Origin of the sequence: Flagellimonas sp. CMM7, from assembly GCF_021390195.1 — a bacterium.
Lineage (GTDB): Bacteria > Bacteroidota > Bacteroidia > Flavobacteriales > Flavobacteriaceae > Flagellimonas.
In genome coordinates this window covers 3,603,606-3,627,733 of the sequence record NZ_CP090003.1, presented here as the reverse complement: position 1 = coordinate 3,627,733, position 24,128 = coordinate 3,603,606, and the positions used below count along the sequence as shown (strand labels likewise).

At 37.2% G+C, this 24,128-nt stretch carries 22 protein-coding genes; 8 read left to right on the top strand and 14 right to left on the bottom strand.

Annotation, left to right across the window (positions count from 1 at the left end; genetic code table 11):
- Nucleotides 1-78: 78 nt before the first annotated feature.
- Together LV704_RS16365 and LV704_RS16360 are read left to right on the top strand one after the other, a co-directional pair.
- On the top strand, nt 79-888 hold the full coding sequence (locus LV704_RS16365; protein WP_163422685.1) for a DUF4249 family protein: 810 nt from the start codon (nt 79-81) through the stop codon (nt 886-888).
- Between the two features lie 62 nt (nt 889-950).
- Nucleotides 951-3,350 (top strand): TonB-dependent receptor, encoded by a 2,400-nt coding sequence (locus tag LV704_RS16360; protein ID WP_163422916.1) that lies wholly within the window; start codon nt 951-953, stop codon nt 3,348-3,350.
- Nucleotides 3,351-3,368: 18 nt separating this feature from the next.
- Here the strand turns inward: LV704_RS16360 and LV704_RS16355 are convergent, their stop codons facing one another.
- Nucleotides 3,369-4,691 carry a GntP family permease gene (locus tag LV704_RS16355; protein WP_163422686.1) on the bottom strand — a complete coding sequence of 441 codons (1,323 nt, stop codon included), beginning with the start codon at nt 4,689-4,691 and terminating at the stop codon, nt 3,369-3,371.
- Between the two features lie 59 nt (nt 4,692-4,750).
- On the opposite strand from LV704_RS16355, the gene LV704_RS16350 reads away from it, so the two are divergent.
- Nucleotides 4,751-4,984 carry a DUF6095 family protein gene (locus tag LV704_RS16350; RefSeq protein WP_163422687.1) on the top strand — a complete coding sequence of 78 codons (234 nt, stop codon included), beginning with the start codon at nt 4,751-4,753 and terminating at the stop codon, nt 4,982-4,984.
- On the opposite strand, the gene LV704_RS16345 is transcribed toward LV704_RS16350, so the two are convergent.
- Nucleotides 4,981-5,661 carry a DUF4294 domain-containing protein gene (locus tag LV704_RS16345; protein WP_163422688.1) on the bottom strand — a complete coding sequence of 227 codons (681 nt, stop codon included), beginning with the start codon at nt 5,659-5,661 and terminating at the stop codon, nt 4,981-4,983. The genes LV704_RS16350 and LV704_RS16345 overlap by 4 nt on opposite strands.
- Nucleotides 5,662-5,763: 102 nt before the next feature.
- Here LV704_RS16345 and LV704_RS16340 point away from each other — a divergent pair, with 102 nt between their 5' ends.
- The gene (locus LV704_RS16340; protein WP_163422689.1) at nt 5,764-6,852 is read left to right on the top strand and encodes a M42 family metallopeptidase; all 1,089 of its coding nucleotides are present in this window, start codon (nt 5,764-5,766) and stop codon (nt 6,850-6,852) included.
- A gap of 83 nt (nt 6,853-6,935) precedes the next feature.
- Complete coding sequence (locus LV704_RS16335) at nt 6,936-7,487, top strand: NUDIX domain-containing protein (protein ID WP_163422690.1); 552 nt, start codon at nt 6,936-6,938, stop codon at nt 7,485-7,487.
- A 48-nt stretch (nt 7,488-7,535) separates the two neighbouring features.
- Here the strand turns inward: LV704_RS16335 and hisS are convergent, their stop codons facing one another.
- The gene (gene hisS, locus LV704_RS16330) at nt 7,536-8,918 is read right to left on the bottom strand and encodes a histidine--tRNA ligase (RefSeq protein ID WP_163422691.1); all 1,383 of its coding nucleotides are present in this window, start codon (nt 8,916-8,918) and stop codon (nt 7,536-7,538) included.
- Between the two features lie 318 nt (nt 8,919-9,236).
- On the opposite strand from hisS, the gene LV704_RS16325 reads away from it, so the two are divergent.
- Nucleotides 9,237-9,899 carry a hypothetical protein gene (locus LV704_RS16325; RefSeq protein ID WP_163422692.1) on the top strand — a complete coding sequence of 221 codons (663 nt, stop codon included), beginning with the start codon at nt 9,237-9,239 and terminating at the stop codon, nt 9,897-9,899.
- A 103-nt stretch (nt 9,900-10,002) separates the two neighbouring features.
- On the opposite strand, the gene LV704_RS16320 is transcribed toward LV704_RS16325, so the two are convergent.
- From LV704_RS16320 to rpsF, 5 genes are all read right to left on the bottom strand, one after another.
- Nucleotides 10,003-10,473: a DUF6495 family protein gene (locus LV704_RS16320; RefSeq protein WP_163422693.1), complete on the bottom strand. Its 471-nt coding sequence runs from the start codon at nt 10,471-10,473 to the stop codon at nt 10,003-10,005.
- Nucleotides 10,474-10,534: 61 nt separating this feature from the next.
- On the bottom strand, nt 10,535-13,696 hold the full coding sequence (locus LV704_RS16315) for a TonB-dependent receptor (protein ID WP_163422694.1): 3,162 nt from the start codon (nt 13,694-13,696) through the stop codon (nt 10,535-10,537).
- 98 nt (nt 13,697-13,794) lie between these two features.
- A complete protein-coding gene (rplI, locus tag LV704_RS16310; protein WP_163422695.1) occupies nt 13,795-14,247 on the bottom strand; it encodes a 50S ribosomal protein L9 in 453 nt (150 codons plus the stop codon).
- A gap of 13 nt (nt 14,248-14,260) precedes the next feature.
- Nucleotides 14,261-14,557, bottom strand: a complete 297-nt coding sequence (gene rpsR, locus LV704_RS16305) for a 30S ribosomal protein S18 (RefSeq protein ID WP_055392375.1) — start codon at nt 14,555-14,557, stop codon at nt 14,261-14,263.
- A 4-nt stretch (nt 14,558-14,561) separates the two neighbouring features.
- Complete coding sequence (gene rpsF / locus LV704_RS16300) at nt 14,562-14,900, bottom strand: 30S ribosomal protein S6 (RefSeq protein WP_055392374.1); 339 nt, start codon at nt 14,898-14,900, stop codon at nt 14,562-14,564.
- Nucleotides 14,901-15,136: 236 nt separating this feature from the next.
- On the opposite strand from rpsF, the gene LV704_RS16295 reads away from it, so the two are divergent.
- Nucleotides 15,137-15,829: a LytTR family DNA-binding domain-containing protein gene (locus tag LV704_RS16295; protein ID WP_147744139.1), complete on the top strand. Its 693-nt coding sequence runs from the start codon at nt 15,137-15,139 to the stop codon at nt 15,827-15,829.
- Nucleotide 15,830: 1 nt separating this feature from the next.
- Here the strand turns inward: LV704_RS16295 and priA are convergent, their stop codons facing one another.
- Genes priA through nadC form a run of 4 tightly spaced genes read right to left on the bottom strand, consistent with a single transcriptional unit; the run spans nt 15,831 to nt 20,561 of the window.
- The gene (gene priA, locus LV704_RS16290; RefSeq protein WP_163422696.1) at nt 15,831-18,287 is read right to left on the bottom strand and encodes a primosomal protein N'; all 2,457 of its coding nucleotides are present in this window, start codon (nt 18,285-18,287) and stop codon (nt 15,831-15,833) included.
- A 12-nt stretch (nt 18,288-18,299) separates the two neighbouring features.
- A complete protein-coding gene (locus LV704_RS16285) occupies nt 18,300-18,749 on the bottom strand; it encodes a DUF2147 domain-containing protein (protein ID WP_163422697.1) in 450 nt (149 codons plus the stop codon).
- Nucleotides 18,727-19,704, bottom strand: coding sequence for a YihY/virulence factor BrkB family protein (locus tag LV704_RS16280; RefSeq protein ID WP_163422698.1), 978 nt, complete (start codon nt 19,702-19,704; stop codon nt 18,727-18,729). The genes LV704_RS16285 and LV704_RS16280 overlap by 23 nt, the downstream gene beginning before the upstream one ends.
- Complete coding sequence (nadC, locus tag LV704_RS16275; RefSeq protein ID WP_163422699.1) at nt 19,704-20,561, bottom strand: carboxylating nicotinate-nucleotide diphosphorylase; 858 nt, start codon at nt 20,559-20,561, stop codon at nt 19,704-19,706. The genes LV704_RS16280 and nadC overlap by 1 nt, the downstream gene beginning before the upstream one ends.
- 90 nt (nt 20,562-20,651) lie before the next feature.
- Here nadC and rlmH point away from each other — a divergent pair, with 90 nt between their 5' ends.
- The gene (gene rlmH / locus LV704_RS16270) at nt 20,652-21,125 is read left to right on the top strand and encodes a 23S rRNA (pseudouridine(1915)-N(3))-methyltransferase RlmH (RefSeq protein WP_163422700.1); all 474 of its coding nucleotides are present in this window, start codon (nt 20,652-20,654) and stop codon (nt 21,123-21,125) included.
- On the opposite strand, the gene LV704_RS16265 is transcribed toward rlmH, so the two are convergent.
- Together LV704_RS16265 and serA are read right to left on the bottom strand one after the other, a co-directional pair.
- A complete protein-coding gene (locus LV704_RS16265; RefSeq protein ID WP_163422701.1) occupies nt 21,091-21,924 on the bottom strand; it encodes a type IV pili methyl-accepting chemotaxis transducer N-terminal domain-containing protein in 834 nt (277 codons plus the stop codon). The genes rlmH and LV704_RS16265 overlap by 35 nt on opposite strands.
- Nucleotides 21,925-22,144: 220 nt before the next feature.
- On the bottom strand, nt 22,145-24,037 hold the full coding sequence (serA, locus tag LV704_RS16260) for a phosphoglycerate dehydrogenase (RefSeq protein ID WP_163422702.1): 1,893 nt from the start codon (nt 24,035-24,037) through the stop codon (nt 22,145-22,147).
- Between the last annotated feature and the right edge of the window lie 91 nt (nt 24,038-24,128).

The window sequence follows — 24,128 nt, the reverse complement described above, 5'->3', positions numbered from 1 at the left end:
GGATTAAGAAACTGTTAAACCGTATTATTTGAATTAATGATTGTCTATTTTAGACTTTCGTACTTCAATTAAAATAGCTTGAAACATTACATAAACCTTATCCTTACTATTTTTCTATTTGCTGGTTGCGAGGAAGTGGTGGATATAGATTTACCTACTTCGGAACCCAAATTGATCATAGACGCCTTAATAGGTTTTAACGAAAACAATGGTGACCCTTTAATCGTTGGTCAAGTAAAACTTAACCTAACCGCACCTTTTCTTCAAGAAGAACTGCCTGCCGCTGAAAATGCCACTGTTGAGATCATCGATGAAGAAACGGGACAATCATTTTCGTTGCTGGAAAGCGAACCAGGTGTATTTAGAACGGGTTTTCCAGATTTGGAATTTAATCGAGATTATACACTTTTAGTAAATTACAATGGAGAAACGTTTACCGCCACCCAACAATTAAATAAATCTCCTATTATAGAAGATGTTGAACAAGGAGATGGTTTTTTATTTGATGAAGAGAAAGAAACAGAGGTGATGATTAGGTTTACGGATATCCCTGACGAACGTAATTATTATCTATTCTCTTTTGGCTTTGACAATTTCTTGGTCGTTGAAGATGAATTTTTTGAAGATAGTGATATCACATTTTCCTATTTCTACGAAGATGTTGAACCCGGTGATCTGCTTTCCATAACACTTTTTGGAATTGACAAGAACTTTGCAACATATGCAAATCTTGCGCTGGCACAATCTGGAGAGGACGGCGGTGGCCCTTTTGCAGTACCACCAGCCACAGTGCGAGGAAATATCATCAATACAACAAACTCAAATGACTTTCCATTTGGGTATTTTGCTCTTAGCGAGTTTGACACCAAACTACTAACAGTAGAATGAAAAAAAATCAGAAAACAATTAGTGTAACCGCTGATATTATTTGCAAAACGAAAAATAGGAAAATGCCAAAAAGACATATTGTAGTTTTCTTTGCACTAATTATTAACTGTATTGCTTTACACGCACAAAAAAAATTCACTTTTAGTGGTACCATTTCAGAAGCCAGTAGCAACGAAACCTTGATTGGTGTTACCATTGCTTTTCCAGATTTAAAAACGGGCGTTACCACTAATGAATATGGCTTTTACTCCATAACCTTGCCAGAGGGAGAATACAATCTCGTTGTAAGCTATTTAGGATTTCAAGAAATCAAGGAGGTTATAATCTTAAATACAAACATTAAAAGAGATTTTAGTCTTACAGAAGAAATGGAGCAATTGGAAGAAGTAGTTGTTACCGATGATGCAGAGGGGCTAGATATACGCAAACCCCAAATGAGCGTCAATACATTAGCCGTAAAGACAATAAAACAGATTCCTGTTGTATTGGGAGAGGCAGATGTGATAAAATCTTTGTTACTATTGCCTGGTGTATCCAATGCCGGCGAAGCATCATCAGGATTCAACGTAAGAGGTGGTGCAGCCGACCAAAACCTCATTTTATTGGATGAGGCCACAGTATACAATTCATCCCATCTATTTGGGTTCTTTTCTGTATTTAATCCAGATGCCATAAAAGATGTCAAATTATTTAAAGGGGGAATTCCTGCCAGATATGGCGGAAGGGTATCATCAGTTTTGGAAATATTTCAAAAAGAAGGAAATAGCAAAGAATTAAAAGTAAATGGTGGAATTGGAGCAGTTGCCAGTAGATTGTTGGTAGAAGGTCCCATAATTAAAGATAGAACTGCTTTTTTGGTTGGTGGAAGAGCCTCTTATGCCCATCTTTTTTTACCACTCTTCGATGTGAACAACAAAGCCTATTTCTATGATTTGAATACCAAAATCAACCACAAAATCAATGACAGAAACAATATATTTCTTTCAGGTTATTTTGGACGGGATTTATTCAGCATCAACGATAGTTTTGTTAATACTTATGGAAATGCAGTGGGTAATTTTAGATGGAACCACTTATTCTCAGACAAACTCTTTTCCAATTTATCAGTAATTTATTCTGATTATTTCTACGGACTGGAGCTTGATTTTGTTGGATTTGAATGGGACTCTGGCATTCAAAATTTTAACTTGAAGTATGATTTGAAACACTATCTAAATGATAAGTTTCAAGTTAATTATGGTCTAAACAATATCTACTATGTGTTTAATCCGGGTAAAATTAAACCGAACAGGGAAGACTCTGGAATAGTTGAAGATCAACTTACCAAAAAATATGCAAATGAAACCGCTGCCTATGTCGATGTGGAACACAAAGTAACAGACAAACTCAGTCTAAACTATGGACTAAGAGTCAGTCATTTCAATAGACTAGGCCAAGATGAGTTTTTTGTTTATCAAAACAACAATGCCGTTATTTTTGACCCTTCCGTGTCTATTTACAGAGAAGGAACCCCTATTGACACTATTACTTCTGGCAGAAGCAATAGTTTAGAAACATTTACCAATTTGGAACCAAGGGTGTCACTTTCCTATAGCTTTAATGGTAAAAGTTCAATTAAAACCAGTTACACTAGGCTTGCTCAATATTTACACCTCCTTTCCAATACCAACTCCCCTACTCCTTTGGATGTATGGACGCCTAGCGGACCATTTGTTGAACCCCAATTACTTGATCAATATGCCGTTGGGTACTTTCAAAATATAAAAGAGGGAGAATATTCTTTTGAAACCGAAGTATTTTACAAGAAAATTCAAAATAGAATCGACTATATAGATGGGGCCGATTTAATTGCCAATAACGCTATTGAACAAGTAATCCTAAATGGGGAAGCAAGAGCATATGGATTAGAGCTTTTGCTTCGTAAAAATGAAGGCCGCTTTAAAGGTTGGTTGGCCTATACATTATCAAAATCTGAGCAGCGGACTCCAGGTAGAACTTCATCTGCGAACAATGGAATATCTCCTTTGGAAACTGGAATCAATTCTGGAGAATGGTATAACACCCCTTACGACAAAACCCATGACATCTCTATTTTTGGGAGTTATGATTTGAATGAAAAATGGAATTTTAATGCGAATTTTGTTTTTCAGACGGGACAGCCCACCAATTATCCCATTGGGCAATTTGAATTTCAAGGCCTTTCAATTCCCTTCTACGGTCCGCGAAATGAAGAGCGCCTTCCAGCGTACCATAGACTGGATATCTCCGCCACTCTAACTCCAAGAAAAAACGCTAGAAAGAAAGTAAAATCCGAATGGGTCTTTAGTATTTACAATGCCTACAATCGTATGAATGCCGCTTCTATAAATTTTAGTGAAAACGAAGATAATGGCAGGAATGAAGCAACACGAACGTCAATTTTTGGAATTATACCAGCGGTAACCTACAATTTCAAATTTTAAGCTTGTTATCTTTATGTATCACAATATTTGATACAGTATCAAAATCATCAGTATTCCCACAACTCCTTGAAATAGCGTTCCCAAAGTGTGACCTCTTAAAGCAGTTTTCACATTGATGTTTGAAAACTGGGATACTACCCAAAAATAACTGTCATTAATATGGGACACTGTCATTGCACCCGCTCCTATTGCCAGTACGGCAAAAGCCTTATCAGTAATTGAAAATAATCCAAACGTTTCCAACAAGGGTGCAATTATTGCAGACGTGGTTATTATTGCCACTGTAGACGAGCCCTGAGCTGTTTTTAATGCCATGGCTATGGCAAACGAAATCAAAAGACCTCCAATACCAGAACTGGATTCAAGGTTGATTATAGAAGCAATATCAATAGTACGCAGTATAGCTCCAAAAGCACCCCCTGCCCCAGTGATCAAAACTATTAATCCAGCTTGTTTAAAAGCTTCAGTCACCCATCCTTCTTTTTGTTTGCTCGGTATTTTTCTTCCTAACATGAATGCAAAAAAAACACCTATCAATAAAGCAATAATTGGATTTCCTAAAAAATCAAAAAAATGGAATACCGCATTCTTCCCTAAAGGGTATGTTGGGTAATTAACTATTGATTTCATCGCAATTAAACAAATGGGTGCCAAAAGAGGTAAAAAAGCTTGAATAGGTTTAATGCCATAATCTTTGTCCTCCACTTCTGGTTGGTTCATTTCCTCTTTTACCTCTTCTTTCAATGATTTTCCAATAAACCTGGCCCATACATAACCCGTTAAAGACACTGGAATAGATATTAACAATCCTAAGACCAAAACCATTCCTAAATCCGCTTCCAATATAGCGGCGGCGGCTAAAGGCCCAGGAGTAGGCGGTACAAACACATGTGCTGCATAAAGCCCTGTGGCCAATGATATGGCAAAAACCAAAACCGGTATACCGGTTTTCTTGCTTATTGCTTTGTTCAAGGAAGAGAGAATAATAAATCCCGAATCACAAAAAACCGGAATAGAAATGATATAACCTGCAAGATTCATCGCCAAGGGTGAGCGTTTTAACCCAACAAGTTTTAGAACTGCATTTGCAAGTACCTTAGTGCTTCCTGTCTTTTCCAGATAAATTCCTATCACTGTTCCAAAAGCAATTACAAGTCCAATTCCTGAAAGGGTCTTTCCAAAACCATCACCAATTGTAGCCATAATATCCTTTGGAGAAAGTCCCAGTAGAAATCCAGTGGTTACGGCCGCCATGGTCAATGAAAAAATGGGATGCATCTTAAATTTAACAGTAGCCATGATGATGAACAATACAACCACAACAAGCACCAGTAATTCCATTCACTATTTTTTAAAAGAGAGCTACTAAATATACTGTAATATTCCTACTTTAGTATATTATGAGAACAGATAAAGATCTTTTGGTAAAAGGGCTAAAATATGTTGGGTTTACAGTGGGATTAATGTTCCTGGCGCCTTTTGTTCTCTACCAAGCTTTTAAGAACGAAGAACACGCTGCTTATGTTCCAGTATTGATAATAGGCTTAGTATTGGCCATAACAGCAGTTGGTTTTGGTTTTTATACCATTAAGACTTTTATGGAAGCACTTTTTGGAAAAAAAACTAAGAACTAGTTCTTTTTATTTGGGTCATTCTTCCACTTATTGTTCAACTGTGCATAGTCATAGTCCAAAACAGATTCTTGGCGTTCCAGTTTGTTGGCAGCGAATGCACGTTGCAGAATATCTTCGATTAGATAATCTTCATGTATTTTCTCCGGATGAAATTCTTCTTTTATACTTATTTTAAAGGCTTTGGCAGTAGTATTGTACCAAAATGCACGCCAGCCATTTCGTAATTCCTTTACCAGATTGAAGGCCGTTTTGCCCGTTTGACGATAAATCAACTTGATCAGAATCTGACCTTCCGTACGGGTCAGTTTTTTAAGTTTTGCAGAAAACTCACCTTCAATATATTTCTGAACTTCCTTAGTGTATTTCTTTTTGTGCCTTTTCCTTTTGATCTTACCTAAGCTATCGTTAAGTTCAACCAGACGTTCCGCGGCTAGTTTTGCATACGGGTACACTTTCAATGTTTTTCGCCTAAGAATGTAGTATCGCAATTTTTCCTTTCGGTCGGCGAATTCCAATTTACCAAAAATAAAAACCTCATCAAGTGCAATGGAACTATAGAGAATGGAATCACCTTCAAACCTAACATAGTAGTCAGCAACTGAATCTTTAGCTGCTTCTTGGGAAAAGCCAAAACCAAAGACCAATAAAGAAACGATAACCAAGTTGTAACGAAACATTCGAACCATTTAGCAAAAGTCCTGTCAAAATTAAGGATAAACCTAGGATTTGGCTATTAAATAAAAGTGAATATTGTTATGTTTGTGGACTAAAATATATACATGGCAGCTTCAAAAATCATTACGGCTAAGTCTCTTAAATTCTTTGAAAAATATCTAAATAATGCTTCTCCAACTGGTTACGAGTGGGAAGGACAAAAAATTTGGATGGATTATTTGAAGCCTTATGTTGATGAATTTATTACCGATACTTACGGAACAGCTGTTGGGGTTATAAATCCCAATGCCAAATTTAAGGTTGTAATTGAAGGGCATTCTGATGAAATTTCTTGGTATGTAAACTATGTTACAGACAATGGTTTGTTGTATGTAATAAGAAATGGAGGAAGCGATCATCAAATAGCTCCTTCTAAATGGGTAAATATCCATACCAAAAACGGTATTGTAAAAGGTGTTTTTGGTTGGCCAGCCATCCATACAAGAAATAGAGGTAAAGAAGAACCACCAAAGTTGGATAACATCTTTATTGACATAGGTGCCAAGGACAAGGAAGAAGTTGAAAAAATGGGAGTGCATGTAGGCTGCGTTATCACCTATCCAGATGAATTTCAGGTTTTGAACAAAAACAAATTTGTTTGTCGCGCCATTGATAATCGCGCTGGTGGTTTTATGATTGCTGAAGTAGCACGTTTACTTCATGAAAACAAAGACAAATTACCTTTTGGACTATATATTACCAACTCCGTACAGGAGGAAATAGGGTTGCGTGGTGCGGAAATGATTACCCAGACCATAAAACCAAACATCGCCATTGTTACCGATGTTTGTCATGACACCACTACCCCAATGATCGATAAAAAGAAGGAGGGTGAAACGGCCATGGGCTCTGGTCCTGTGATTTCTTATGCTCCGGCAGTGCAGAACAAGCTGAGAGAGCGCATTATTGAGACTGCAGAAGCTAAAAAAATACCTTTTCAACGTCTGGCATCTTCTCGCTATACGGGAACGGATACAGATGCCTTTGCCTACAGCAATGGTGGTGTTGCGTCAGCCTTGATTTCATTACCCTTGCGCTATATGCATACCACTGTGGAAACGGTTCATAAAGATGATGTTGAAAACGTGATTCGTTTGATTTACGAAACGTTATTGACCATTAAAGAGGGCGAAACATTTAGCTATTTTGATTGATATGTCATTCCTGCGCAAGCAGGAATCCATTTGTGTTATTTGTAGATTCCCGTTTTTACGGGAATGACAACTAAAACGTTTTTATGGATGAGCTTATAGACATTCTAGATGAAAATGGAAACTATACAGGTAAAACTTGCTTAAAATCTGAAGCACACTTAAAAGGGCTATTCCATCCAACCGTACACATCTGGTTTTATACTTTGGATGGGAAAATTCTATTTCAAAAACGGGGAAAGGATAAAAAAACGTTTCCATTACTTTGGGATGTTTCCGTTGCTGGTCATATTGGTGCAGGAGAAAATAGAATTGTAGCTACAATTCGGGAGGTTGAAGAAGAAATAGGTTTACAAATCCTATCTTCAGATTTAGATGAAATTGGAATTTTTAAATCCGTTCAGAAGCATTCAGAAACATTACTGGACAAAGAGTTTCACCATACTTTTTTGTGCGAACTAAAGCTTCCTATATCAAATCTGAGCAAGCAAGAAAGTGAAGTTGAGGATTTAGCTTTAATTCAACTAACTGATTTTAAATCAAAGGTATATCACGGCCGTTTAGATGATTTTGTACCCCATTCCACCTCATACTATAGAAAGATTATTTCCGAACTAGAGAAAAGAACAACCTTGTAAACTGTCAGGTCGAGCGTAGTCGAGACCTATTTAGAAATAACTTCTCGACTACGCTCGAAGTGATGATACAAAAGCTTCCAGGTTATCCATAGCATACGTCTTCTGCTCTCCCGTATCCATGTTTTTTACCACAAATTCACCCTTTGAAAGTTCTTGCTCCCCAATCAATACCACATAGGGTACTTTACGATTGTTGGCATACTTCATTTGTTTTTGCATTTTGGTAAAAGTTGGGTACACTTCTGCCTTTACTCCATTTTCCCTTAACTTGCCCACTAACTTTAAAGAAGCCAAACTCTCTTTTTCTCCAAAATTGATGCATAGCACATCAATGGACTGATCTAAACGCTCTGGAAAAAGCCCTAACTCTTCCAAAACCAAGTAAATTCTATCCAAACCAAAAGAAATACCTATTCCACTGACGTCTTTTAAACCAAAAATACCTGTTAAGTCATCATAGCGGCCACCTCCGCCTATAGAGCCCATATGTATACCTTCTGGAGCACTTACTTCAAAAATTGCCCCAGTATAATAGTTAAGGCCGCGAGCCAAGGTAACGTCAACTTTTAGGTTAGCGGTCTTTAAACCAATTTCTTCAACAGTATTGATAATCTCCTCTAATTCAGATACTCCATGCATTCCTATCTCCGATGTTGCCAATAACGATTTTAATTGCGTTAATTGCTCTATGCTTGAACCGGACATATCAAATAATGGAGCTGCTTTTGCTATTGCTGCTTCTGAAATTCCTTTGGTTATCATTTCTTCTTTGACCTTTTCCTCCCCTATTTTATCTAATTTATCCAAGGCTACTGTAAAGTCAACCAACAGATGTTTTGCCCCAATAACTTCGGCTATTCCAGATAGTATTTTTCTGTTATTTAATTTGATGGTGGTTCCTCCTAGTTTTAAATCTGTAAAAACGGCATCATACAGTTGTACCAATTCCACTTCTTGCAATAATGAATTTGACCCTACCACATCGGCATCACATTGATAGAATTCTCTAAATCTTCCTTTTTGGGGGCGGTCCGCACGCCAAACCGGTTGAATCTGATAGCGTTTAAAAGGGAAATCTATCTCATTCTGGTGCATGACCACATAACGAGCAAAAGGAACCGTGAGATCATAGCGTAACGCCTTTTCTGAAATCTTTGAAAGCAAAGAAGATGAGTTTTTTGAACTATACGTGACATCATCCACCTTTGAAATGAAATCCCCAGAGTTCAGAATTTTAAAAATCAGTCGGTCACCTTCTTCACCATATTTACCCAACAAGGTGTTAGAATTTTCAAAAGAGGGGGTCTCTATAGGTTGAAATCCATACACCTCAAAGTGTTTTTTAATGGTCTCAATGATGTAATTGCGCCTAGCTACTTCTGTTGGTGAAAAATCGCGGGTCCCTTTGGGTATAGATGGTTTTTGTGGCATGCATTAAAATTCTGCTGCAAATATAGGGGGTTTGTCCAAATTTATAGAGCGAAGTAACAATGGTAAACCTGCATTAGAATGTATCTATTGTTAGACTAGACCTGGAAATGGTTTTTATAGAATATTGTAAGCTCCAAGTTTTTTAATCAAAGAGTCAAAAGTTAACAAGAACATTCCTTCGATTTTGAATCCGTTAGAACATATGGCGAAGTGGTCAACCCAAAACGAACATCCGTCAATTATGTCTCTTTTACCGTACACGGCTCCAATACATTTGTGCCAATCAGTAAAAAAAAATTTAACAAAAAAATTTAAATTATGAAATTACAACGAATTTTTATGCTGGGCCTGATAGCAACTTCCATGGCCCTAATTACTTCTTGCTCAGATGGAGAAGATGGAGCAGATGGGTTGGACGGAGCAACTGGGCCTGCCGGTGCAGTTGGACCTGCTGGTGCCGCTGGAGCTGATGGCACTGACGGAGTAGATGGCACTAATGGAGTAGATGGTGCAGACGGAACAGACGGTGCTGATGGCAATGCCAATGTTAGACGTGTTATTTTCGACACATCCAATCTAGGTCAGCAAGCTGGTCCCATATACTCTATAGATGACGAAAATACAGACTTGTTGTTGACTCAAGAAGTCTTGGAAACACATACTCTTTTGTTATATGCCGTTATTCCAGGAAGTTCAACATATGTACCGCTTCCGGGCACCTATCGTAACGGTCTAAACGATCAAATCTGGGGTGTACACTTTGGCATCGGGGCAATCAACATACGCGATGTTACAGGACAGGGTTGGCCACCTTTTTTTGATGAGGTTCACTTAATCCTTATTGAACAGTCAAGTGTTACCGATACTAGCGACAACGGTCAACAAGCTAAATCCCAAGTAGATGTAATAAAATCCCTTAAAGCAGCCAATGTTGATGTTAATAACTATCATGAAGTGGTGGAGTACTTTAACATAGACTAGCCAAGAAATTAGCATACATTGCTGATATGATGATGATTCATCAAACTAGGGGTCTCCGTTTCGGAGACCTTTTTTTATGTTTTTGGAAGTAGTGCTTTAGCAATTATTCCATTATTTGGTCAAACCATTTATATAAATCTCCCTTGGTAATAGTGGCTCCTTGCTGAATTAGATTAAACTTATCCAAGTTTTTATCATCAGAATAGGCCTTGGAGGCTGTTAAATACTCCACAAAGTCGGACTGAAAATTGCGTTTGAACCAATTAAATCCTATTTCTGTACGTAAATCGATTTCTGGGTTCATCACCTTTACAGATAGTAGTTTCATTTCTTTTTCTGTTAAGTGAAACAAATGCATCTGCAGTTCAGAAATATTTTCCAGATATTCTACCTTAGATAATACTCCCTCCCAAATTAAGTCACTGAATACATCCAGCTCATCTTCTGCAACTTCTGGCTTTTCTTTTTTCAGAGCTGTCCATTCTTCACCAGTGATAGATTGTGTTGCTAAAAAATTTATAAACTCTGGGTGCAATTCTTCCAATTGCTGCTGTGTCAATCGTGCATATTTCATTCGGCAAAAATAAAAAAGGCCACGCTTTCGCGTAGCCTTTTATACCATAAATTATTTCTTTTTAATTGAAAATATACCTTACCCCTACTTGAGCCCTCCATCTAGAGATTTCAGCTGTATTAGCAGCAAAAGTACTCGTTAGGTTAGGGTCAAAAGTATAGGTTGGCGTGTTGGTGTCATCCACAGAAACTCCCAATAGTTGGTTAAAGGTTGGAATTTCCACAACGCCCCAGTTAGAATTGATAAGGTTGCCTAGATTCAAGATATCTATGCTAAGTTGAAATTTGTTTTTATCGTTCAACTTAATGTCCTGAAGAATTTTAACATCCCAGGTACTCCTCCAAGGCGCCAAGGCAGCATAACGCTCTGCATACTCCCCACGGTTATCACTCAAATAATCATCTTGTTGAATGAACGTTTCAAAAGCCTGAGCTTGTGCAGGATCACTAAAATTCATCTGGCCAATTTCTGAAGCTGTAGGTATATAAAGTAAATCATTTTGGAATCCATCACCATTTCCTCCAATATCATCTCCATTTATATTTCCTCCATACACATAATTGTAGCGACCTCCTTTTGCATATTCAAAAAAGGTGGATATTGTTGTTCCAGTCTTGAATGACTTAGAAATAACCCCAATAAATCTGTGCTTATCTCCGTATCTGGCATTGGACAAGACCGCTGTATTGGAATTACCCACTATTGCATTACCATTGTATGCATCACTGGTGATTTCAGCATCTATTGAATTTACACTCTTGGCATCTAAAAAGCTATAGCCCAATTGAGCGTATAGACCATCATCCCAAGTTTTTTGAACTTTTCCAGCGATATTCCAAATACGTCCATTCTCATCTGAGTTTGTAAATACATAGGCAGAGTTAGGTGACTTGTCAGCATCTGTGTAAAAAGCTCTTTGGTCAAATGTGGTATTAAGCGTACTCGATGGTGAAGCTAATCCCCAGTTTTGTACATGTATACCGTTGATATCCTTTGTGTAGGAAACGTCCAATGTTGCCACCAAACCATTCTCAAAACGTTTGTCCGCACCAACGTTGGTTCTCCATACCTGCGGAAACTTAAAGTCAGGGTCTACAACTGTGTAGAAAAAGAAATTTGGGTTAGCTACTTGGTTCCCTAACCAAACGAATGGAAAACGACCAGTGAACACTCCCGAGCCTCCTCTTACCTGTAAAGAAGCATCTCCGTTAACGTCCCAATTAAAACCAACTCTTGGAGATATTAACCAATCATTAGAAGGCATTTGGGTAGAATCGAAAAATGCAGTTTCCCCAGTTGACGGATCTGTGTACTCAACACTAGGGTTATAACAACAATTACGATCTATGACTTCTTGTGCTTTCTCTGATGTATCAAAAAACAATGGCTTGTCAAAACGTAATCCATATGTCAATTTAAAATTATCTGTGATGTCCCATTGATCTTGGGCATAAAATGAAAGCTGACCAACATTAGTCTCTGCCAAGGCCCAACCTCCTGCTACACCTGGACCTGCTTCATTAAACGCTCTATTTGCCGCGATAGCAGAATCAAAAGCTGCCTGTAACTGTCCAGAACTTGCAAAATCAGGGAAATCTGTAATAGTTCCTGTTGGAAAAAATACGCCTTGTGCACCATAAACACCCAAGTTAAATGAGTTGTCAAACTGAAATTTTTCAAACGAGAAACCAACGGTATAGGTATGATCTCCTTTAAAAAAGTTTAGGTTATCCGTAATCTGAAATACCTTTTGATCTAGTCTATTGTTGATAGAAAAAGGCTCATGCCCTGCAATAATATAACTAGAGGTTCCAGCAGCATCGAGAATCGTTATACTTGGTGCTGGTGTAGAAAAAGGATTTCTAAAGTCATCAAAATGTGTATACCCTACTTGCAACTTGTTGGTAGCGTTATTGGACAAGGTTGAGTTTAATTCTATTTGAACGGATTGAATTCTGTTGTTGATTTCATATCCTGCATTTTCAAACTGCAAAGTTGCCAAGTCAGGTCCTCTAAATTGGATTGCATTTCGGTTGGCAGGCAATCCTTTTGAAGCATCCAAGAAATTATAAATGACGGCCAACCGGTTGTTATCATTAATATTCCAATCCAGCTTTAAAATACCTTTAGTGGATTCTTGGTCAAAGTTGAAGCCGGTAATTCTCCCTGGATTATAGAAAATATCATTTCCTTGTCCATCTTGGCCCACAACAACTTGCCTTAGCAATCCATCAACCAAATCAAAATCTGATTGTGTAACTCTCGACTCATTAGCCGCTCCAGTACCTGTGTTGGGCACAAAGCCATCTGTTCCCAAGGAAGTAAGGTCATCCTTTTCAAAATTCACGAAAAAGAAGAGTTTGTTTTTAACTATGGGACCACCTATACTAAATCCGTACTGTTTTTGTTCCAGACCAGTTTTAAAAACATCATCACCATTTATCTTACCACCGGTTAAGTCATCATTTCTAAAGAAACCATAAACAGTTCCATAGAACTCATTGGTACCACTTTTAGTAACTGCATTTACCGAAGCTCCAGTAAATCCCGATTGTGTTACATCATAAGGAGCTGTACTTACTTGTATTTGGTCAATTGCATCAATAGAAATAGGAGTGGCATTGGTCTGTCCGCCCGGTTGAGCTGCATCCAATCCAAAAGGGTTGTTGAAGATGGCTCCATCTAAAGAAAAATTATTGAATTGATCATTTCTACCACCAAAAGACCCTCCACTTGCAGTTGGTTCCAATCGAGTAAAATCATTTGTAGACCTTGAAATTGTTGGCAATCTTGTCAACTCACGTCGCCCAACACTTGTTTCTGCGCCCGTTCTATCACTACCAAAAGTTCCTGTTTGGTCAGATACCACTATTACTTCATCCAAAGCCTGGCTATCTGAAACCAATGCAGTGTTGTAATTAAACGTCTTACCTAATGAAAGAAATACATCGTTCCTTGTACTGCTTTTAAATCCTATATATGAGATGGTCACTTCATATGGTCCTCCAACTCTAAGGTTAAGCAAGTTAAACCTACCTTCCTCGTTGGTAATGGCTCCGTAACGTGTCCCTGTTGGTGTATGGACAGCTACAACATTAGCCCCTAAAAGTGGAGCTTGTTGATCATCAACAACAGTACCCCTGATGTTGGATGTGGTGACTTGCGAAAAAGTCGATGTGAATACCATAAAAAATAGTACCCCAAGTGGTAAAATTTTCTTCATAATGAGTGAGTTAGTTTTTTGAGTATCTACAAACATAGAACAAAAAAAAGAGCTATGCACGCATAGCTCTTAACAAGTTATTAACCGAAACTTAGTATTTACTTAGCTTCAGCGATTACTTCAAAAGGAAAATCAACAATCACTTCTCTATGAAGTCTGATTTGGGCAGCATACGGCCCAACTCTTTTTACTGTTCCTCCTTGAATGTTTATAAATTTTCTATCAATTTGATGACCTGCCTTATCTAGAGCAGCAGCCAAATCAATACTGTTTACAGAACCAAACAATTTGTCACCGGCCCCTACTTTTGCAGGAATTCTGATTTCCAATTGTTTTAGTGCTTCTGCCTTCTTATTGGCTTCATCAATAACCTTCTTTTCTTTGTGCGCTCTCTGTTTTAGGTTTTCTGCTAAAACCTTTTTTGCAGATGGTGTAGCCAAAGCAGCCAAACCTTTAGGAATAAGGTAGTTTCTTCCGTAACCGTTTTTTACTGTTACGACATCGTCTTTAAAACCCAAATCCTGTATATCTTCTCTTAGAATAAGTTCCATTCTTCAGTATTTTTTATTTCAACATATCGCCAACATACGGCATTAAAGCTAAATGGCGTGCACGCTTAACAGCCTGCGCTACCTTTCTTTGGTACTTTAAAGATGTACCTGTAAGTCTTCTAGGAAGCAATTTACCTTGCTCATTTACCAACTTCATTAAAAAGTCTGGGTCCTTATAATCAATGTATTTAATACCTGATTTTTTAAACCTGCAATACTTCTTTTGTTTATTGGTCTCAATGTTCAGTGGGGTCAAATACCTGATTTCCCCATCTTTTTTTGATTTTGCTTGTTGTTCTATAGATGCCATAACCCTATGCCTTTGCTTTTAATTTAGTTCTTCTTCTTTCTGCCCAAGAAATAGCATGCTTGTCCAACTTAACCGTTAGAAAACGCATAATGCGCTCATCTCTTCTAAATTCTAGCTCGTAAGGAGAAATTACTTCACCGGGAACGGTGAATTCAAATAAGTGGTAAAAACCACTTTTCTTGTGTTGAATGGGATAGGCTAATTTTTTAAGTCCCCAGTTTTCTTTGGAGACCATTTTGCCACCATTCTTAATTAAGAAATCTTCAAATTTCTTAACTGTTTCCTCTATCTGTGTTTCAGACAGAACGGGATTTAAAATGAAAACAGTTTCGTAATGGTTCATATATTATGTTTTTAAAGGAGCGCAAAATTAGTAATAATTACTTCTCCTCGCAAGAAAAGCGTAAAATCTTCGTTTAAACATTAATAGTTATTAACATAAATGAACCAAGCAAACCTACATGACGTATATGGTAATATACACAACAAAATAGACCATGTTTACATCTTTTGTTGCCGTTAAACGCCTTTTTTATGTAATTTGCCGATGATTTAAAACCCTACAAATCACCCCATTCTATGAAATTAAAAAGTATAATTGTAGACGACTCCTCAATGCAACGGATGGCTGTTGCAAAATTGGTCAACAATCACCCACATCTTGCCCTTGTAGCTGAATACAGCAACGCTATAGAGGCAAAAAACGGACTTAAGAACCACGACATCGATTTAATCTTTCTAGATGTTGAAATGCCGATCATTAGTGGTTTTGACTTATTGGAGGCTCTGGAGAACCCTCCGCAGGTTATTTTGATTACTGGAAAGCCGGATTACGCATTGAAGGCTTTTGATTATGATGTGACCGATTACCTTCATAAACCTATTACACTTGCACGCTTTGAGTCTTCCGTAAAAAGAGCTGTAGCAAAGTACGAGCAAATAAATAGGGTTGATGAAGATGAAGAACATATTTTCGTAAAAAGTAACCTTAAAAAACGTAAGGTTATCTTAAACGATATTAAATGGATTGAAGCTCTGGGAGATTATATTAAATTGGTTACAGATGAAGCCAATATTGTAATTCTTTCTACAATGAAATCTTTTGAGCAGCAATTACCTGCTGAAAAGTTTCTTAGAATCCATAAATCCTATATTGTGAATCTTGAAAAGATTGAAAAATTCAACAGCAAGAATGTTGAGGTTGGGGGTAGACAGATTCCTTTAAGTAGAAATAAAAAGACAGAATTAGCAGAAGCACTAGCTAACGTATAAATTATATGTGGTCTACATTATAGACCAGTCTTACACTTTTATACTTTGAAATAGCGTTAAAAGATTTTTCAATTCTTTTAATGCTATTTTTTGTTTGTGAAATTGATTGGGTCCTAGACGTCTTAATAAGAATGTTTTTTAAGTAATCCCTACGTATTCTGGCTACAGGTGGATATTCTGGCCCTAAAATCTGTTGTCCCAATACATTCTGCAATGAACTGGCAAACCATTGTGAAGCCTCATTCAATTTGTTATAATCTTTATCTTTTAGTGTAATTTTAATAATCCGAACCAGAGGTGGATATTTAAATTGCTCCCTTTCATAATATTGTTCCTCAAACATTTTATCATAGTTGTTTGTAGTAACCTGCTGTAATATTTGATGGTATGGGTTATAGGTCTGTATCAATACCTTTCCTCTTTTCTGCGTTCTCCCTGCCCTACCTGCAACTTGGGTCAGCATTTGAAAACTTCTTTCATGTGCCCGATAGTCAGGAAAATTCAGCAATGAGTCTGCATTCATGATGCCAACTAAACTTACATTTCTAAAATCCAACCCCTTTGTAACCATCTGTGTACCCACAAGAATATCCATTTCTTGCTGTTCAAAAGCTGTGATTATTTTTTCATATGCGTATTTTCCTCGAGTAGTATCCAAATCCATCCTGCCTACATTTGCTTCTGGAAAAAGCGCTTTCAACTCTTCTTGAATTTGCTCGGTTCCAAAACCTTTTTTATCTAAAGTAGGGCTTCCACAGGCCAAACACCCCTGTTGCAAAGCCATATGATACCCACAATAATGACAACGTAATTGATTTCTATGCTGGTGATACGTAAGACTTACATCGCAGTTAGGGCATTGGGTAACATTACCGCAAGTGGTGCATTCAACAATCGGCGCAAAACCTCTCCTATTCTGAAATAGGATTATTTGCTCACCTTCTTCCAAAGCCTCGGAGACAGCATTAAACAAGGTTTCCGAAAAATGACCTTTCATGCGCTTTTTCCGGGTAGCCTCCTTAATATCAACCAATGTAATATCTGGCATTAAGACATTCCCGTACCTATACTGAATACTGGCATAACCATACTTTCCTTTTTTAGCATTATCCATGCTTTCTATACTAGGGGTTGCAGAACCTAAGACACAATATGCTCCATGAAGAGATGTTAAAACAATTGCAGCGTCGCGGGCATGATACCTAGGAGCAGGGTCAAACTGTTTAAAAGAATTCTCATGTTCCTCATCCACAACCACCAATCCCAAGTTGGAGAATGGTAAAAACAAGGATGACCTTGCCCCTATCACAATTTGTGCTTTATCAGAATCATCCTTTACATTGTTCCATACTTCAACACGTTCATGAATGCTGTATTTTGAATGATACACAGAAACTCTATTTCCAAAATAGGACCGCAATCTTCCTATTAATTGAGAGGTCAAGGCTATTTCAGGCAACAGATATAGCGCTTGCTTACCCTGTTGAAGAGATTGCTCTATTAGTTTGATGTAAACTTCCGTCTTTCCTGAAGAGGTAACACCATGCAATAAAGCAACTTTGTTTTTAGCAAAACTCTCCATTATGTCATCGAAAGCTTTTGCCTGGTACGTATTTAATGAAATCGTTTCTTCTGACTTAGATTCTCCTTCAAATTGTACCCTATCTGTCCTAATATGATATTCTTCAAGAATTGATTTATCAATAAGTGCCTTGATCACAGCTCTAGAACTATTGCTTTCTTTTTCCAAATCAGCAATAGGTATTGGTTTTTTGCTTTTTGCCTGTAGCTGAAAAAGCGATAGAACCACCTGACTTTGTTTTGGTGCTCTTGATAAATTACCTAAAAGTTCTTCAAGTTTTGTTTCATCATGGTATTCCTTCCCAAGCTTTACGTACCTCACCAACTTGGGTACGTATTGCTCGTAAAGTTCTTCTTTTTGCAAAACCACTCCTTTTTGAACTAATCTATTTACAAGAGGCAATACATTCTTTTTATCGACTATACCACTTATCTCTCCAATTTTTAAAGCGGATTGATGTTGTAACGCTTCATAAACCAAAAATTCATCATCCTTTAGACCCAATTCGTCTACCGATGTGTTCTTGTTTAGTAATACCAAAGTTTCACTTTCCAGCAAAAATGCACTAGGCAGGGCACTACGAATCACTTCGCCAAGAGTACACATATAATATTGTGCAATCCATTCCCAATGTTTTAGTTGGAATTTATTCACCAATGGTTGTTCATCCAAAATCTGGTAGATTTCCTTAGCATCATAAGCCAAAGGAGGGTTGCTGTGAACATTAAAAGCAAGGGCAGTGTATATTTTTGATTTGCCAAAGGGAACGGCAACTCTCATACCTGCCTTTAAAAAACCAGCTTCTTGTTCAGAAATACTGTACGTAAAAAGTCTTTCTAAAGGTATTGGCAGGACAACATCTAAAAAATAGGGCATACTATTAATCTTCTATTCTTCCACTAGTCTATGCCAGGTTTGGGTTCTGTATAAGAAAGCCAAATACCCCCTCACTTTCAATCTATTAGTGTTTTTTGGATCTAACCAGACTCTGCCCCTAAAGGTCATTGCCTGTTCTGGGTCAAAAAGCTTGTTACCTCTATACTCCCCTTTATTGTTTTTCTTAAAATTGAACATAATCTGCATCCCATTAACGGGCTTATCTTTTAATTCCCCTTTACATTTTATACAAAGTGCATTTTCTTTTCCTTTCTCAACAACTTTAAGAACTTTGGCCTGTAATAGCCCATTTTCTTCATAAACCTCAACAATTGCTTTGGTAATTCCATTACGGTCATCAATGGTCTTCCATTTCCCAAATACGGTTTGGGACCATGAGATTTGAACTATCAACAAACAAATAAGCAATACACATTTATCAAGCCTTAAGCTGTTTTTCATGTTTTTTCTTTAAAGAATTTAGCGTTGCGTTCAGTTCAAATCCAAGCAACAGAATATTGGAATTTAACCAAATAAACACCATTAAAATCAATAGTCCTCCCAAAGCTCCATAAAACTCGTTGTATCTGGCAAACTTTTCCACATACACCCCAAAAAGATAGGAAGTCAGTACAAACAACAATGTAGTCATAAGTGCTCCCGCGGAAAAGAATTTTGCCTTTCTTCCTTCTGCCGTTCCAAAGTAATAGAGAATGGCCGTAGTAAGATAAGAAAGCAACATAAAGAACAAGATTTTGGTTACCTGAATGCCTATGGTGTCACTTTTTTCAATATCATACCCCAGTTTCTTTCCTAAATACTCGCTAGTATATTCAACTATATAAAACTCAAAGTATACAAATGTCACTGCTCCTATAACCAGTAAAATGGAAAGAATTAATCCTACCATAAAAGCATACAAATATTGTCTGAAAAAATTTCTGGTGAGCTCCACATGATACGAATTTTCAAAGCCCCCGAAAATTGCATTTACGCCATTGGCTACCAGAAAAATGGAAATCACAAAGGTTGAAGATAACAATCCTCCACGCTTTTGGTCCTTTATCTGTTGATAAATATCCCCAAAGTAATCACTGGTTGCAGATGGCAAAAAAGATTCTAGGAACAGCAAGAACTGTGCATCAAAATTTTCGTTTCCCACACTTGCATAAGGGATGATAAACGGCAAAAGTGTAACCAAGAATATGAGCAAAGGAAACAGCGCCATAAACAAACTGAAAGCAATGGAACTGGCTCTTGAGGATAGTGTGCCTTTTACAATTCCCAACACGTACATTTCCATTAAATCGTAAAAGGAAAGCCCCTCAAATGCCTTTAGTTTTATGTTTTTCAACAACCTGACCAGCCAATTAATAATTGGGATTTTTTCTAATCGTTCTTCTATGGCTGTCGACATTAAACTGCTTTAAGGCTTAAATCCAAATTATGGACAGAATGGGTCAATGCTCCTGAAGAAATATAATCCACACCACACTCAGCGTAATGCCTTATTGTACTTTCATTTATTCCTCCCGAAGATTCTGTAAGACAACGATCTCCGATTAATGCAACTGCTGTCTTGGTATCCTCGTAATTAAAATTGTCCAATAGAATTCTGTAGACCCCTTCAGATTGAAGTATTTCTTCAACTTCTTTCAAATTTCTTGCCTCTACAATAATCTTTAAATCTCTGTTGGTGTCCAATAAGTATTGTCTGGTCTTTTGTATAGCCTCCGTTATTCCTCCCGCAAAATCTATATGGTTATCTTTAAGCATAATCATATCATACAAGGCAAACCTGTGATTCTCTCCTCCTCCAATTTTAACAGCCCATTTCTCTAGAGCTCTAATTCCGGGAGTAGTTTTTCTAGTGTCCAAAATTTTAGTACTGGTTCCTTCTAGAAGCTGAACGTAGCTCTTGGTCTTTGTAGCAATCGCACTCATACGTTGCATAGCATTCAACACTAATCTTTCTGCTTTAAGAATACTCTGGGAACTCCCTGAAACATAAAAAGCAATGTCTCCATACTTTACGGGAGTGCCGTCAGTAATACGTGTTTCCAATTTTAAATTAGGATCTACATATTCAAAAACTTGTTTTGCAAACTCAACACCGGCAATGATACCTTCATCTTTTACCAATAATTTGGCCTTGCCCATAGTTTCCTCTGGAATACATGCCAGAGAACTATGATCGCCATCCCCAACATCTTCACGAATGGCATTTGCTATAATAAGTACTATTTCTTTTTGGAATTGATCCTGGGTAATCATTATTGCTGGGGTTTTAACGAAAATAATAAAAACATTAGTCCTGACTATTGTCCATTGCCATTGTTTAGTTTGAAAAAATTATTTTTGATCATGCAAATTACATTAATTGCCATTGGTAAAACAGATAGCTCCGAACTCTCCAAACTTATAGCTATTTATGAGAAGCGACTAAAACATTATGTGAAATTTCAATTTTTGGTAATTCCTGATATCAAAAACAGTAAAAACCTTTCCGAGGTTCTACAAAAAGAAAAAGAAGGGGAATTGATTCTTAAACAAATACAACCTGCCGATACATTGGCTATTTTGGATGATAAAGGAAAACAATTTACATCTGTGGAATTTTCTCAGTTTCTACAAAAAAAAATGAACAGCGGTCTAAAAAACCTCGTATTGGTCATTGGAGGGCCTTATGGTTTTAGTGAAGCTTTGTACCAAAGAAGTACTGAAAAAATAAGTCTATCGAAGATGACATTTTCTCATCAAATGGTACGTTTGTTTTTGGTTGAGCAATTATATAGAAGCTTTACTATTTTACGGAATGAACCTTATCATCATCAATAACAACTTTGTCCGTCCCCAATAGTTTATACTTTTCCAAGAAGCCTTCTACTTTTTCAATCATTAAATGATGTGGTTTAGGGCCATCTGCTGTCTCTTCCAATGATTTGACCATATTCTCCGACACCTTTTTCAAATGATTTAATTCTTCTTCAATAAATCCATAAATCTCTCTCTGTCTTTCTGGGTTTTTCTCCACTTTTAAAACATATTGAAGGTCTGCAATATTCTTCATGTGGGAATTAAACACATGGGATTGATGCCATGCTATTTCTGAAAGCTTTTTCTTTTGGTCAACAATTCTGTTTATTATGGGATTTACAATAAAGAATATCTCGAAAAGTATGATGACAATAGAAAATATGGCCAGTTCCACTTCTATAATCATCATGGTCCGGATATCTTTTTCGGCTTTTTTCTGAAACTGGTTTACAATACCATCCATAATAAACAAAAACCGGTCTACTCGATATCTGACATCAATAAAGGAAACGTTTTTAAAATTTTGAAAATTCTTTAATTCACTATTTAACCATTCCAAGTGAGGTTCCAGTCTCCTAAATTCTCGAAGAATTTCTTCGTCATCCAAGGGTTCTAGTTTAAGGCCCTCATTTCCTTCTTGCAAGAACTTGTTCATTTGATACAACCTACTCAGAGTGAGTTTCATTTCAGCATAATCACAGTTATGGTACCTGCAAGAATAAAGCTCATTGAGCAATCGTTGACTGAGCATTCGCTGCTTTCCGGAAAGGTTTACAATTAGCGCAGTAGATCTTTGTTGGTTCAATGAATACTGGGTCATGGATTGTATAACAATTGTCAAAAAAACAATTGAAATCACCAGTAAATAATATGCCCGAAATCCCTTTTTAAATAATCTGATCTTCCCAATATTCATTAAGGTGAATTTTATATAAGAATTTACCTACAATTTATATCGAAAAGTTAAGTGTGTAATAAAAATGTTGTGAAACGAAGATTTCAGAATGTGAACAACTGTATTATGAGAGTACTAAAATAAACTAGTACAATACTCTAAACTTTATGGTGTTTTCCACATTCTTAAGCGCCTTTACAACTTCCTTGTTGTATTCCTTGTCCAAATCGGTAATTACATAACCTACCTTATCATCAGTAGATAGATATTGCCCGGTAATATTCATTTCATATTTGGCCAATACCTCACTGATATTTGCCATTACTCCCGGTACGTTTTTATGGATGTGCAAAAAACGGTGCGCATTAGTGTGTTTTGGTAGTCTAATATTAGGAAAGTTTACTGCGTCTACAGTATTTCCAGAGTTAACATAGGCCATAATCTTATTCGGAACAAAATCCGCAATATCCCGTTGTGCCTCTTCTGTACTCCCACCAACGTGCGGTGTAAGAATTACGTTGGGCAGTCCTTGGAGTGCGGTTTCAAAGTTTCCATTGCTCCTTGGTTCTTCAGGGTAAACATCTACAGCTGCTCCCCCTAATTTCCCCGTTTTCAGCGCATTGGCGAGTGCATCAATATCAACCACAAATCCTCTTGATAGGTTAATCAACATTGCTCCATCTCTCATCTGGTTGAATTCTCTTTCCCCAATAAACCCTTTGTTGGCTTTATTATCATCAATATGCAAGGTTACCACATCGGAAACAGAAAGTAAATCTTCCAAGGTGTCGCATTTAATCACATTTCCTAAGGGCAGTTTATCGGCCACATCATAATAATAAACGCGCATACCAATGGCCTCGGCTAAAATGGACATTTGCTTGCCTATATTTCCGTAACCTACAATTCCCAGATTTTTACCTCTAACTTCTCTTGAGTTTGCCGCAGTTTTATTCCACGTGCCGTTATGAATTTCTGAACTTCTAGTAAAAACATTACGCATGAGCATAATAATATGACCGATGGCCAATTCTACAACGGATCTTGTATTGCTATAGGGCGCATTAAAAACCACAACTCCTTTCTTCTTACTGTATTCCAAATCTATTTGGGTGGTGCCTATACAAAAAGCTCCTACCACCAATAGTTTATTGGCTGCATCCAATACCTTTTGGGTTACTTGGGTCTTAGAACGAATTCCTAATACGTGAACTCCTTTAATTCTTTCGATAAGTTCATCCTCTGGCAAACTATGTTTGACCAACTCTACAGAAAAACCATCTTCAGATAAGTTTTCAAATGCATCAGGGTGGACATTTTCCAACAATAAAATCTTAATCCTGTTTTTTGGATAAGAGATATTTCTGGGCAAATCGTTCACATAAAGAAACTCATCTAAATTTGGAGTTACATGATCGGCGTTGTTTGCCGCTTTTTCTCTATGTACATTCTCGGTATAAGCAAAAAATTTGTCGGCAATACCTGCTTCTCGCATTACATAATCACTATACCCATCTCCTATTACCTGTACCTCTCCATCTAAGTCCAAGTTTTTAAGGCATTCTATCTTACCATTATGGGATGCCAGTACATTTTCTTCGTCAAAACCGACTATATTCCCCTCTTGATCAAACTTAAAGGTATTGGCATACACTCTTTCTGATGGGATGTTGTATTCTTGAACTATAGGATCAATAAACTCTTTGAAACCACAGGAAATCACGTAAATATCATCTGAGAACTTCTCAAAAAACTCTTTGTTTGATGCTATGGATTTAGAAATCTTCTGCCGAAGTTCACTTACCAATCCTTCTAAATCATTCTTATGGGCCTTTAAAAGCTGTATTCTACGCTCCAAGGATTCGGTAAAGGAGATATCCCCGTCAATTCCCAAGTTGGTAATATCTTGAATTTCCTGAATAACTTCTTCTTTGTTAGATTTTCCCTGTAAGGTCATTTCTGCCAAAACATCCAACGCCTCTACCCTAGTTAAGGTGCTATCAAAATCAAAAACATACTTACGTCCCACTTCTACCATGAATTTCGTCGAAAATTAAGATTTAAAAATAAGCATTAATTCTATCCCTGAAATTGGATACCTCAAAAAACAGTTTATAAATATGGATATG

Excerpts from the sequence above, each read along its gene's own strand:
- LV704_RS16360 (WP_163422916.1), top strand. The coding sequence starts at position 951 with ATGCCAAAAAGACATATTGTAGTTTTCTTTGCACTAATTATTAACTGT.
- LV704_RS16355 (WP_163422686.1), bottom strand. The coding sequence starts at position 4,691 with ATGGAATTACTGGTGCTTGTTGTGGTTGTATTGTTCATCATCATGGCT.
- LV704_RS16350 (WP_163422687.1), top strand. The coding sequence starts at position 4,751 with ATGAGAACAGATAAAGATCTTTTGGTAAAAGGGCTAAAATATGTTGGG.
- LV704_RS16345 (WP_163422688.1), bottom strand. The coding sequence starts at position 5,661 with ATGTTTCGTTACAACTTGGTTATCGTTTCTTTATTGGTCTTTGGTTTT.
- LV704_RS16340 (WP_163422689.1), top strand. The coding sequence starts at position 5,764 with ATGGCAGCTTCAAAAATCATTACGGCTAAGTCTCTTAAATTCTTTGAA.
- LV704_RS16335 (WP_163422690.1), top strand. The coding sequence starts at position 6,936 with ATGGATGAGCTTATAGACATTCTAGATGAAAATGGAAACTATACAGGT.
- hisS (WP_163422691.1), bottom strand. The coding sequence starts at position 8,918 with ATGCCACAAAAACCATCTATACCCAAAGGGACCCGCGATTTTTCACCA.
- LV704_RS16325 (WP_163422692.1), top strand. The coding sequence starts at position 9,237 with ATGAAATTACAACGAATTTTTATGCTGGGCCTGATAGCAACTTCCATG.
- LV704_RS16320 (WP_163422693.1), bottom strand. The coding sequence starts at position 10,473 with ATGAAATATGCACGATTGACACAGCAGCAATTGGAAGAATTGCACCCA.
- LV704_RS16315 (WP_163422694.1), bottom strand. The coding sequence starts at position 13,696 with ATGAAGAAAATTTTACCACTTGGGGTACTATTTTTTATGGTATTCACA.
- rplI (WP_163422695.1), bottom strand. The coding sequence starts at position 14,247 with ATGGAACTTATTCTAAGAGAAGATATACAGGATTTGGGTTTTAAAGAC.
- rpsR (WP_055392375.1), bottom strand. The coding sequence starts at position 14,557 with ATGGCATCTATAGAACAACAAGCAAAATCAAAAAAAGATGGGGAAATC.
- rpsF (WP_055392374.1), bottom strand. The coding sequence starts at position 14,900 with ATGAACCATTACGAAACTGTTTTCATTTTAAATCCCGTTCTGTCTGAA.
- LV704_RS16295 (WP_147744139.1), top strand. The coding sequence starts at position 15,137 with ATGAAATTAAAAAGTATAATTGTAGACGACTCCTCAATGCAACGGATG.
- priA (WP_163422696.1), bottom strand. The coding sequence starts at position 18,287 with ATGCCCTATTTTTTAGATGTTGTCCTGCCAATACCTTTAGAAAGACTT.
- LV704_RS16285 (WP_163422697.1), bottom strand. The coding sequence starts at position 18,749 with ATGAAAAACAGCTTAAGGCTTGATAAATGTGTATTGCTTATTTGTTTG.
- LV704_RS16280 (WP_163422698.1), bottom strand. The coding sequence starts at position 19,704 with ATGTCGACAGCCATAGAAGAACGATTAGAAAAAATCCCAATTATTAAT.
- nadC (WP_163422699.1), bottom strand. The coding sequence starts at position 20,561 with ATGATTACCCAGGATCAATTCCAAAAAGAAATAGTACTTATTATAGCA.
- rlmH (WP_163422700.1), top strand. The coding sequence starts at position 20,652 with ATGCAAATTACATTAATTGCCATTGGTAAAACAGATAGCTCCGAACTC.
- LV704_RS16265 (WP_163422701.1), bottom strand. The coding sequence starts at position 21,924 with ATGACCCAGTATTCATTGAACCAACAAAGATCTACTGCGCTAATTGTA.
- serA (WP_163422702.1), bottom strand. The coding sequence starts at position 24,037 with ATGGTAGAAGTGGGACGTAAGTATGTTTTTGATTTTGATAGCACCTTA.